The sequence below is a fragment of the Roseiarcus sp. genome, assembly GCF_049514155.1.
GTDB lineage: Bacteria > Pseudomonadota > Alphaproteobacteria > Rhizobiales > Beijerinckiaceae > Roseiarcus.
In genome coordinates this window covers 1-9,560 of record NZ_JBEKVH010000142.1, presented here as the reverse complement: position 1 = coordinate 9,560, position 9,560 = coordinate 1, and the positions used below count along the sequence as shown (strand labels likewise).

At 69.4% G+C, this 9,560-nt stretch carries 11 protein-coding genes; 7 read left to right on the top strand and 4 right to left on the bottom strand.

The genetic code is table 11. The annotated features are described in order from the left end of the window. Positions 1 to 88 precede the first annotated feature (88 nt). The 5 genes from ABSF49_RS17030 to ubiA all read left to right on the top strand — a co-directional run bounded on the left by ABSF49_RS17030 (position 89) and on the right by ubiA (position 3,276). A complete protein-coding gene (locus ABSF49_RS17030; protein ID WP_424113843.1) occupies positions 89 to 385 on the top strand; it encodes a nucleotidyltransferase family protein in 297 nt (98 codons plus the stop codon). Continuing rightward, positions 375 to 734: a HepT-like ribonuclease domain-containing protein gene (locus tag ABSF49_RS17025; RefSeq protein ID WP_424113842.1), complete on the top strand. Its 360-nt coding sequence runs from the start codon at positions 375 to 377 to the stop codon at positions 732 to 734. The genes ABSF49_RS17030 and ABSF49_RS17025 overlap by 11 nt, the downstream gene beginning before the upstream one ends. Positions 735 to 795: 61 nt before the next feature. Further along, positions 796 to 1,800, top strand: a complete 1,005-nt coding sequence (locus ABSF49_RS17020) for a glucokinase (protein WP_424113841.1) — start codon at positions 796 to 798, stop codon at positions 1,798 to 1,800. Positions 1,801 to 1,900: 100 nt separating this feature from the next. Then, positions 1,901 to 2,332: a hypothetical protein gene (locus tag ABSF49_RS17015; RefSeq protein ID WP_424113840.1), complete on the top strand. Its 432-nt coding sequence runs from the start codon at positions 1,901 to 1,903 to the stop codon at positions 2,330 to 2,332. Further along, positions 2,329 to 3,276, top strand: a complete 948-nt coding sequence (ubiA, locus tag ABSF49_RS17010) for a 4-hydroxybenzoate octaprenyltransferase (protein WP_424113839.1) — start codon at positions 2,329 to 2,331, stop codon at positions 3,274 to 3,276. Before ABSF49_RS17015 ends, ubiA begins: the two co-directional genes overlap by 4 nt. A gap of 3 nt (positions 3,277 to 3,279) precedes the next feature. Here the strand turns inward: ubiA and ABSF49_RS17005 are convergent, their stop codons facing one another. Both ABSF49_RS17005 and ABSF49_RS17000 read right to left on the bottom strand, forming a co-directional pair. Further along, positions 3,280 to 4,107: a carbon-nitrogen hydrolase family protein gene (locus ABSF49_RS17005; protein WP_424113844.1), complete on the bottom strand. Its 828-nt coding sequence runs from the start codon at positions 4,105 to 4,107 to the stop codon at positions 3,280 to 3,282. A 59-nt stretch (positions 4,108 to 4,166) separates the two neighbouring features. Then, the gene (locus tag ABSF49_RS17000; RefSeq protein WP_424113838.1) at positions 4,167 to 4,751 is read right to left on the bottom strand and encodes an NADPH-dependent FMN reductase; all 585 of its coding nucleotides are present in this window, start codon (positions 4,749 to 4,751) and stop codon (positions 4,167 to 4,169) included. 109 nt (positions 4,752 to 4,860) lie between these two features. Between ABSF49_RS17000 and ABSF49_RS16995 the strand changes: the two genes are divergently transcribed. After that, complete coding sequence (locus ABSF49_RS16995) at positions 4,861 to 5,673, top strand: SDR family oxidoreductase (protein ID WP_424113837.1); 813 nt, start codon at positions 4,861 to 4,863, stop codon at positions 5,671 to 5,673. Positions 5,674 to 5,681: 8 nt separating this feature from the next. On the opposite strand, the gene ABSF49_RS16990 is transcribed toward ABSF49_RS16995, so the two are convergent. Next, positions 5,682 to 7,763, bottom strand: a complete 2,082-nt coding sequence (locus tag ABSF49_RS16990) for an O-linked N-acetylglucosamine transferase, SPINDLY family protein (protein WP_424113836.1) — start codon at positions 7,761 to 7,763, stop codon at positions 5,682 to 5,684. 18 nt (positions 7,764 to 7,781) lie between these two features. Then, positions 7,782 to 9,098 carry a dihydroorotase gene (locus ABSF49_RS16985; RefSeq protein ID WP_424113835.1) on the bottom strand — a complete coding sequence of 439 codons (1,317 nt, stop codon included), beginning with the start codon at positions 9,096 to 9,098 and terminating at the stop codon, positions 7,782 to 7,784. A gap of 79 nt (positions 9,099 to 9,177) precedes the next feature. Here ABSF49_RS16985 and ABSF49_RS16980 point away from each other — a divergent pair. Next, the coding region (locus ABSF49_RS16980; RefSeq protein ID WP_490363329.1) for a YgfZ family protein at positions 9,178 to 9,560 on the top strand (383 nt) is incomplete at its 3' end.

Here is a 9,560-nt window from a genome sequence, read left to right as displayed (position 1 = left end):
TAATTGCCACGCGCAACCATCGCGGCGTCAATTCCGTTCCAACGTGTCATCGGTCCCAAACGGTGGTCGATTGTGCTAATAGTCTCGAATGGACAAGCACGGCATCATCGCCAGACTGCGCGAGAACGAGACCGCGTTGCGGGCGCGGGGAGTGACCCATGCCGCACTGTTCGGTTCGCGCGCGCGCGGCGACGACCAGCCCGGGAGCGATATCGACATCATGATCGAGATTGCGCCGGACGCGGTGCAAGACGTGTACGCCTACGTTGGCTTGAAATCTTACATCGCCGAGCTCTTCGCCGAGCCGGTCGACGTCGTCGACCGCGCGGCGCTCAAGCCTTACGTTCGCCCCCCCGCTGAATCCGATGCGGTCTATGCGTTCTGAAGCGATAGGCGCGCAGCGCCGGCTCGCCGATATCCGGCATAACATCCATCTCGCGCGCAAGTTCTTGGAAGGTCTCGACTATGAGACGTTTCGGGACAACGACCTCGTCTTCTATGCCGTGACGCGATGCCTGGAAATCATCTCAGAAGCTTCGCGTGGGGTTCCGACAGAGGTTAAGGCCCGCCACCCGAGTATTCCGTGGGCGGAGATCGCCGGCGCCGGCAACGTTTACCGGCACGACTACGAGGGCGTGCAGCAACGTCTTGTGTGGGGCACAGTTCACAACCGGCTTCACGCTCTGCTCGAGGCGGTCGAACTGGAATTGCGCCGATTCGACGCGCTGCCGTGAGCCGCGACGGCTTGTCCGCCGCCTTGACGGCGCGCGCGGCTTGCGGCGTTTATGGCGCGCCATGAGCGAATTCGTCATACCTTTCCCGGTCGTCGTCGTCGACGTCGGCGGCACCAACGCGCGCTTCGCCTTGCAGCCGGCGCCCGACTCGCCGCTCGGGGCTGCGATTCATCTCAAGACCCACGATTATCCCGGCCTGGTCGAAGCGGCTGAGGCGGCGGTCGCCCGGCTCGGCGCGCGGCCGCGCTCGCTGCTCGTCTGCGGCGCCGGGCCGGTCGACGGGCGCAGGCTCAAGCTCACCAACGCGCCCTGGACGATGGACGGCCCGCAGACGGCGCGGCGGCTCGGTCTTGCTCAGGGGCTGCTGTTCAACGATTTCGAGGCGCAGGCCTTGTCGCTGCCGGCGATCCCGCCGGGCTGGTCGAAACAGATCGGCGCGGTCGGCTTCGGGTCGCGGGGGCCGCAGGTGATTCTCGGCCCCGGAACCGGTCTCGGCATCGGCGCGCTGGTCGAAGCGGCCGGCCGCCACACGCCGCTCGCTTCCGAGGCCTGCCATATCGACTTCGGTCCGGTCGGCGACGAGGAGAGCGCGCTGTGGCCGCATCTCGAGCGCGTCTACGGCCGGGTGACGACCGAGAGCGTGCTCGCCGGCCCCGGCCTGGCGCGGGTTCATGCGGCGCGGGTCGCCGCGCTCGGCTGGCCGAGGCCGACGCTCGACGCGCCGGCGGTCGTCGCCGCGGCGACCGCCAATCCTGCGGGCGAGGAGGCGGCGAGCCTCAGGCTCTACTGGCGCATGGTCGCTCGCTTCGCTGGCGACATGGGCGTCACGTTCGTCGCCACCGGCGGCGTGACCCTGGCCGGCGGGGTGCTGCCGCGCATCGTCGACTTTCTCGACGATTCCGCGTTCCGCGGCGCCTTCGAGGCCAAGGCGCCGGTCGACGCGTTGGCGCGCCGCATTCCGACCCGCCTCGTCATCCGCGCCGACGCGGTGCTGGTCGGCATGGCCGCCATCGCCGCCGCGCCGCAGCGCTACGCGATCGACTATGCCGCGCGGGCCTGGGCGTGAGCGTCCTTCGCCCCGATTTCGCCGCTTTCTTGCTCTCAGTCGCGCCCTGTCGCGAGTTGCGATAAGCTCGGCGGCGGCAAACAGGCGGGATCAGAGTTCGATGACGATGCGTTCCACCGCGATGGCGTCGTTGGCGCTGGCGCTCGCCGGCGCGGCCTGGGCGGCCCCGGCCTTGGCGCAGAGCTGCAGCGACGATTTGCAGAAGCTCTCGCAGCGCCGCGAAACCGAAATGGCGACGATCAACACCCTCATCAAGGCCGCCAAAGGCAAGCAGCTCGATCCGAGCGTGTTCTGCGGCAAGTCGGGCGGCCTGATGACGGCCGAGAACGCGATGATCGCCTACATGGAAAAAAACAAGGACTGGTGCGGGATCCCGGACGATACACTCGACAGCCTCAAGGCCAATCACGCCAAGAGCGCCACCTTCGCCGCCAAGGCGTGCAAGGTCGCGGCCGAAATGAAGAAAGCGAAGGAGCAGGCGGCCAACGGCGAAGGCCCGCAGGCCCAGCCGTTGCCGGCCGGCCCGCTTTGACCGCCGAAGCCGGGCGTGACGGCGCGCTGCCCGACGCGCGCCCCGATAGCCTCGTCCTGAGGCTGACGCCCGACTTCGCGCTTCCCTACGTGCAACTCGCGCGGCTCGACCGCCCGGCCGGATGGCAATTGCTGCTCGCGCCCTGTTGGTGGTCCGCCGCGCTCGCCGGCGACGCCGTCCATCGCGGGCCCGACCTCCGGCATCTGCTGCTGTTCCTGATCGGCGCGATCGCGATGCGCGGCGCCGGCTGCACCTATAACGACATCCTCGACCGCGACCTCGACGCCGGCGTCGCCCGCACCAGGGGCCGGCCGCTGCCGTCGGGACGCGTCAGTCCGCGCGCCGCGGCGCTGTTCCTCGCCGCCCAGGCGCTGGTCGGCCTCGTGGCGCTCGTCGCCTTCAATCGCTTCTCGATCGGACTCGGCCTCGCCTCGCTGATCGTCGTGGCGATCTATCCGTTGACGAAGCGCGTCACCTCGTGGCCGCAGGCGGCGCTCGGGCTCGCCTTTTCCTGGGGCGCGTTGATGGGCTGGTCGGCGCGCTTCGGCGCGCTCGGCGCCCCGGCGCTGCTGCTCTACGCCGCCGCGTTCTGCTGGACGATCGGCTACGACACGATTTACGCGCTGCAGGACGCGCGCGACGACGCCATCGTCGGGATCAAGTCGACCGCCCGCCTGTTCGGCCGCCATGCGCGGCTCGGCGTCGGCGCGTTCTACTTGCTGACGGCGCTGCTGGCGCAAGCGGCGCTGCTTGCGGCCGGCGGCGGGTGGATCGCCGAGCTCGGCTGGGCGGCGTTTGCGGCCCATCTCGTCTGGCAGCTGTCGAAGGTCGAGGGCGCAAGCGAGAAGACGGCGCTGATGCTGTTCCGCGCCAACCGCGACGCCGGACTGCTGCTGTTCCTCGGGTTCGCCGTCGAAGGCTGGACGCGCGCCGCGTTGGGCTGAGCTTCACGCCCGCGGCAGCGCGACCCTGTGCTGGGCGACCGGGATCAGCCGCCGCACCCGCTCGACCACCGCCATCTCGATCCGCGTCGAGACGATTCCGATCCCGTCGGACGCCTTGGCGACGACATGGCCCCATGGGTCGGCGACCAGCGAATGGCCATAGGTTTCGCGGCGCTCGTTATTGACGAGGAACGACCCGGTCTGCGCCGCGGCGCAGACGTAAGTCTCCGTCTCGATCGCCCGCGCGCGCAACAGCGTCTCCCAATGGTCCTTTCCGGTCTGCAGCGTGAACGCCGCCGGCAGCGCAATCACTTGGGCGCCCTTCGCCGCCAAGGCCTGGAAGAGATCGGGGAAGCGCAGATCGTAGCAGATCGAGCAGCCGATGGTGACGCCGTCGCAATCGTAGGTGACGACCGCGTCGCCCGCCTTCACCGTTTCGCTCTCCTTGTAGGACGCGCCGTCGGGGGTGGTGACGTCGAAGAGATGGATCTTGCGGTAGCGCGCGATCTCCTTGCCCTTGCGGTTGAAGACGACGCTGGTGTTGTGGATGCGCCCTTCGCCCTCGATTCTTTCCATGATCGAGCCGGCGTGGATGAAGACGCCGTGCTTGGCGGCGAGCGCCTGCGCCATCGCATAGGCCGGCCCGCCGGGCAGCGTCTCGGCGTTCTTCGCCTTGTCGCCGCGCGCCCCGCCGGCCCAGTCGAACTGCTCGGGCAGCAGGATCCAGTCCGGCCCGTCCTCGGCGATGGCGCGCTCGATCAGCGCCTTGGCCGCCGCGATATTGGCCGCCTTGTCGCTAACCGAGTTCATCTGAACGAGGGAGACTTTCATCGGCGACCCACGCAGGTTGGAGGCGTCGAGCGAATATGTCGGCGGCGGGTGCGCAGGCGTCAAGACGTGACCGCCGCGTGTTTGTGGGCGCGCGCGAAGGCGCCGAAGCCGGCGAGCTGCTTGGCGATGATGTCGCGCGCCGGCGGATCGGTCAATGCGCCGGTCGCGGCGTCGATCTTCTGGTTGGCCTGGGCGACGAACACTTCCGGCTTGTTGAAGACGCACGCTTCCAGCATGACGAAGGTCTGCCGCAGGTGATATTGCGCCCGCGCGCCGCCGAGCATGCCGACCGAGGCGCTTTCGAGCGCTACGGGCTTGTCGAGGAACGGGTTCGGCTTCAGCCGCGACAGCCAGTCGATCGCGTTCTTCAGCCCGCCGGGGATCGAGTAATTATACTCCGGCGTGACGACGATGACGCCGTCGGCCTTGGCGATCGCTTCGCCCATCGCCGCGACCGGCGCCGGGATTCCCTCAGCCTCGACGTCGCCGCTATAGATCGGGAAGTCGCCGATCGAGCCGAGCGGTTCGATCGTCACGCCCGCCGGCGCGAGGGCGGGCAGGGCGCGCGCGACCGCGGCGTTGTAAGAGCCGCGCCGCAGGCTGCCGAGCAGGACGACGAAATGCAGGGGGCCGGCGACGGACATGAACGATCTCCTCGGAGGGTCGGCTGAGCGGCGCCGATGGTCGGGTCCGATTGGCGCGCCGACTGCGTTCGCCTAGTCTACGCGGCGAGTCTTGCGGGGGAAAGCGCCGATGTTCGCCTTGACCGATCTCTTCTCCGTCTCCGGCCGCGTCGCCCTCGTCACCGGCGGCGCGACCGGCTTGGGGCGCATCTGCGCCGAAGCGCTGCTCGCCGCCGGCGCGCGCGTCCTCATCGCTTCGCGCAAGACGGAGGCGTGCGTGGCGGCGGCGCGCGAGCTGTCGGCGTTCGGACCCTGCGAGGGGTTCGGCGGCACGGTGGCGGACGAGGCCGGCGTCGCCGCGCTTGCCGGCGAAGTTCGCGCGCGCACGGACAAGCTGCATATCCTGGTCAACAACGCCGGCGCATCGTGGGGCGCGCCGTTCGCCGCCTATCCGTGGAAGGCGTGGGAGCGGGTGATGGCGGTCAACGTCGCCGGCCTGTTCACGCTGACGCGCGACCTCGCGCCGTTGCTGTTCGCCGCCGCTTCGCCCGAGCGGCCCGCTACGGTCGTCAACCTCGGCTCGGTGATGGGCTCGGTCACCCAGGCGGGAAACGCCTACGCCTATTCGGCGTCGAAGTCGGCGGTCCATCATCTCACCCGCATCCTCGCCGCGGAGTTCGCGTCGAGACAGGTCACGGTCAACGCGATCGCGCCGGGGCCGTTCGCGACCAACATGACGCGCTTCGCCGTCGGCGACGAAGCGGGCGCGACGCGCAGCGCCAAGGTCGTGCCGATGGGCCGGCTCGGCCGGCCGGAAGACATCGCCGGGACGCTGCTCTATCTCGCCGGCCGCGGCGGCGCCTACACCAGCGGCGCGATCGTGCCGGTCGACGGCGGCGGTTCCGCCTTCGCGCCGCCGCCGCTGTTCCCCGAGCGCGGCTGAGCGGCCGTTCACGCGGGAATGTGGATCGTCTCAGGCGGCAGGTTGGCGAGGCGACGCGCGTGCATCGCTGCGAACGCCGCCTCGAGGCGGCGCGTGTAGAGCGCGGTGTCGAACAGCGGCGCGGTCGCACGGTTGCGCTCGAGCTTCGCCTTCAGCGCGCGCAGCCGCTCGGGATCGTGAGCGAGTTCGATCGCCGTCGCGACGAAGTCTTCGCGGTTCGGGGCGATGAGTTCGGGCAGCCCGACCGCCGTCAGCAGGCTGGACGCGACCCGGCTGGCGAAGGTGTCGCCGACGCGCGTCAGCACCGGCAGCCCTACCCACAGGGCGTCGCTCGCCGTGGTGTGGGCGCCATAGGGCCAGCCGTCGAGAAAAAGGTCGGCGAGCCGATTGCGCGCGAGGTGCTCTTCCGATCGGACGCGCTTGGCGAAGATCAGTCGCGACGGATCGACGCCGCGCGCCGCCGCCTCCTTCTTCAGGTTGCCGGCGACGATCGCGTTGTCCTGCAGCAGCCACAGCACGCTGCCGGGGCAGGCCAGAAGGATGCGCGACCACGCCTCGAAGGTGTCGGGGTTGAACTTGAAGTTGGTGTTGAAGGAGCAGAAGACGAACGCCGCTTCAGGCAGCCCCGCCTCGCGCCGCGACGTCGACGCCTCGGCGATCTCACGCTTCGAATCGTTGGGCTGGTAGCTGACCGGCAGATAGACGATCTTCTCCACGAACCACTTCGCTTCCTGCGGCGGAACGACGATTTCGTCGGCGATGAGATAGTCGCAATTGCTGGCGGCGGCGGTTCCCGGCGAGCCGAGATAGTTGACTTGCAGCGGCGCGGACCGGGCCAGAAAGACGGGTTCGCGCAATCGCTCGCTGGCGAAGTCGAGATTGACGAGGATGTCGAAGTCTTTCTTGCTGACGAAATCGATCAGACGATCGTCGTCGATCTGGCCGACGTCGATGAAGGCTTCGGCCGCGTCGACGACGCGCTTCTGCGTCGGCGAGTTGTCGCGCGGTTCGGCGTTCAAGATCGTGATTTCGAACCGTGTCCTGTCGTGGCGTTCGATCACGCCGGCAAACAGGTGGCCGGTCGCATGGTTGCGCAACTCGCCGGAAAGATAGGCGATCCGGATGCGCCCGGGCTGCGAAGCCGCCGCCTTGCGCGCGCCGCTGCGCCGGGCGGGGGGCCTCGCCTTGGCGCGCGCCTTGGCGGCGGCGAATTGTTCGGCGGCTGAAAACGGGAACGTGAGGCAAAGCGAGGGTGAAACGGCGACGCCGGCGCGAATCGCAGCGCGGAGTTCGGCGAGGTCGCTTTGATAGTTCGACCATTGGCAGGCTCTGAGCCTCATGTCGACGAGCGCTTCCCGCCATTCCCTGTTGGCGGGGTCGAGCGAAATCGCCTTGCCGATGCTGTCGATCGCCTCGTCGAGACGACCAAGCTCGCGACAGATGTTGGCGCGCGTCTCCCACGCCTTGGCGACGTCGGGGCCGAGCGACGTGGCGGTCTCGGCGCTGCCCAGCGCGAGGCCGTACTGGCGGTGGTTGTAGAGAGCCGCCGCCTTGCCGAGGTGCGCGGCGGCGAAGGTCGGGTCGAGACGAAGGCAGGCTTCGAGGTTCAAAAGCGCCTCGGAATACCGGCGCAGGCGCAGCAGCGCCGTCCCCTTGTTGGCGAGAGCGTGATGGTAGTTGGGGTCGATCGCCAGCGCGCGGTCGAAGCAGGCGATCGCCTCGTCCGCCTTGCCGCTCTCCTGCAGGACGCTGCCGCGCCCGAACCAGGCGTCGGCGCTGCGCGGATTCTTGGCCAGCGCCTTCTCGAACGCGCCGAGCGCGTCGCGCGGACGATCGAGGTTCTGTAGAGCCAGGCCGTGGTTGTAGAGAGTCGCGGCGGACGCCGGGGGAATCTTCGTCGCGGCGCGCAGGAACGGCTCGGCCTCCCGGTAGCGCTCTTGACTGGCGAGCAAGGCGCCGAGCAGATTGAGCACGCCGGCATGGCGCGGCTCGGCCTGGGCCGCCGCCCGCAGCCGCCGCTCGGCGTCGGCGTGATCGCCGCGCCGGAACGACTCGAGAGCGGAGCGGAATTCGAGTTCGGCGGAGATCATCGGCTGGCGACCCTGGGCTTAAGCGAACCGCACCGGCGCGCCGGTCGAGGGCGTCACGATCTCCCCCTCCCACATCGCCTTGCGCCCGCGCACGAATGTCCCGACCGGCCAGCCGGTCACGCTTCTGCCGTCGTAGGGCGTCCAGGCGCTGCGCGAAGCGATCCAGGAATCACGGATCGTCTCGCGGCGCTTCAGGTCGACGACGGTGAAGTCGGCGTCGTAGCCGGCGGCGATGCGCCCCTTGCCGACGACGCCGAAGATGCGCGCCGGACCGGCGCTGGAGAGGTCGACGAAGCGCTGCAGCGTCAGCCGTCCCGCCGCGATATGGTCGAGCATGATCGGGACCAGCGTTTGCACGCCGGTCATGCCCGACGGGCTCTGCGGATAAGGCTTCGCCTTTTCTTCCAGCGTGTGCGGCGCATGGTCGGAGCCGAGCACGTCGACGACGCCCTGGGCGAGGCCGCGCCACACGCCGTCGCGGTGCTCGGTCCCGCGCACCGGCGGGTTCATCTGCAGCTTGGTTCCGAGCCGCGCGTAATCGTCGGCGCTCAAAGTCAGATGATGCGGCGTCGCCTCGCAGCTGGCGACGTCCTTGGCCTCCTGCAGCAGCGCGATCTCCTCGCGGGTCGAGATGTGCAGCACATGCACCTGCGCGCGCGCTTCGCGGGCGAGGCGGATCAGCCGCTCGGTTGATTTGACCGCAGTGGCCACGTCGCGCCAGACGGGATGCGAAGCGGGGTCGCCGGCGACCCGCAGGTCCCTGCGCTCGATCAGCCGCGGCTCGTCCTCGCTGTGGAAGGCGGCGCGGCGGCGCGTCCGCTTGAGGATCGCCAGCACGCCGGAATCGTCGGGCACCAGCAGCTTGCCGGTCGAGGAGCCCATGAACACCTTGATCCCCGCCGCGCCGGGCAGGCGCTCGAGCTCGGGAATGTCGGCGACGTTGTCGTGCGTGCCGCCGACCCAGAAGGCGAAGTCGCAATGCATGCGGCCCGCGGCGCGCTTGACCTTGTCGGCGAGCGCCTCGGCCGAGACCGTCAGCGGGTCGGTGTTGGGCATTTCGAACACCGCGGTGACCCCGCCGAGGATCGCGCCGCGCGAGCCGGTCTCGAGGTCCTCCTTGTGGGTCAGGCCCGGTTCGCGAAAATGCACCTGGCTGTCGATCACGCCGGGCAGGACGTGCAGTCCGCGGCAGTCGATCCGCTCGCCCGCCGCCGCCGCGTAGAGGTCGCCGATCTCGGCGATCTTGCCGTTCGTGACGCCGATGTCGCGCAAGGCTGCGCCGTCCTGGTTGACGACCGTCGCCCCGGCGAGAATGAGGTCGAAATGGCGGGGCATCCAGGTTCCTTCCTTGCGCGGCGGCTCGATCGGCCTAACTAACAGGCTTCGTCCTGGCAAGCCGCTGGAGGGCCTTTCGATGCGTTCGACCGCCGCCTTTCTCGCCGACCGCGGCGTGGTTCGAGTCGAAGGCGAGGACGCGCCCGGCTTCCTGCAGGGGCTGCTGACCAACGATTTGGTCGGCCTCGCCGCCGGCGCGGCGCGCTACGCGGCGCTGCTGACCCCGCAGGGCAAGATCCTGTTCGATTTTCTCGTCCTGCGCGCGCCCGGCGCGCCGCCCGCCTTTCTGCTCGATTGTCCCGGGGCGCTCGCCGCCGACCTCGCCAGGCGGCTGACGATCTACAAGCTCAGGGCCAAGGTCGCCATCAGCGACGCGAGCGCCGACTTCGGAATCGTCGCCGACTGGGGCGGCGCGATCGACCCGCCGGCCGGCGCCCACGTCTACGCCGATCCGCGCGCCGC

Coding starts and splice junctions, on each gene's coding strand:
- ABSF49_RS17015 (WP_424113840.1), top strand. CDS start 1,901: ATGACGATGCGTTCCACCGCGATGGCGTCGTTGGCGCTGGCGCTCGCC.
- ABSF49_RS17025 (WP_424113842.1), top strand. CDS start 375: ATGCGTTCTGAAGCGATAGGCGCGCAGCGCCGGCTCGCCGATATCCGG.
- ABSF49_RS17030 (WP_424113843.1), top strand. CDS start 89: ATGGACAAGCACGGCATCATCGCCAGACTGCGCGAGAACGAGACCGCG.
- ABSF49_RS16990 (WP_424113836.1), bottom strand. CDS start 7,763: ATGATCTCCGCCGAACTCGAATTCCGCTCCGCTCTCGAGTCGTTCCGG.
- ABSF49_RS17005 (WP_424113844.1), bottom strand. CDS start 4,107: ATGAAAGTCTCCCTCGTTCAGATGAACTCGGTTAGCGACAAGGCGGCC.
- ABSF49_RS16995 (WP_424113837.1), top strand. CDS start 4,861: ATGTTCGCCTTGACCGATCTCTTCTCCGTCTCCGGCCGCGTCGCCCTC.
- ABSF49_RS16985 (WP_424113835.1), bottom strand. CDS start 9,098: ATGCCCCGCCATTTCGACCTCATTCTCGCCGGGGCGACGGTCGTCAAC.
- ABSF49_RS17000 (WP_424113838.1), bottom strand. CDS start 4,751: ATGTCCGTCGCCGGCCCCCTGCATTTCGTCGTCCTGCTCGGCAGCCTG.
- ABSF49_RS17020 (WP_424113841.1), top strand. CDS start 796: ATGAGCGAATTCGTCATACCTTTCCCGGTCGTCGTCGTCGACGTCGGC.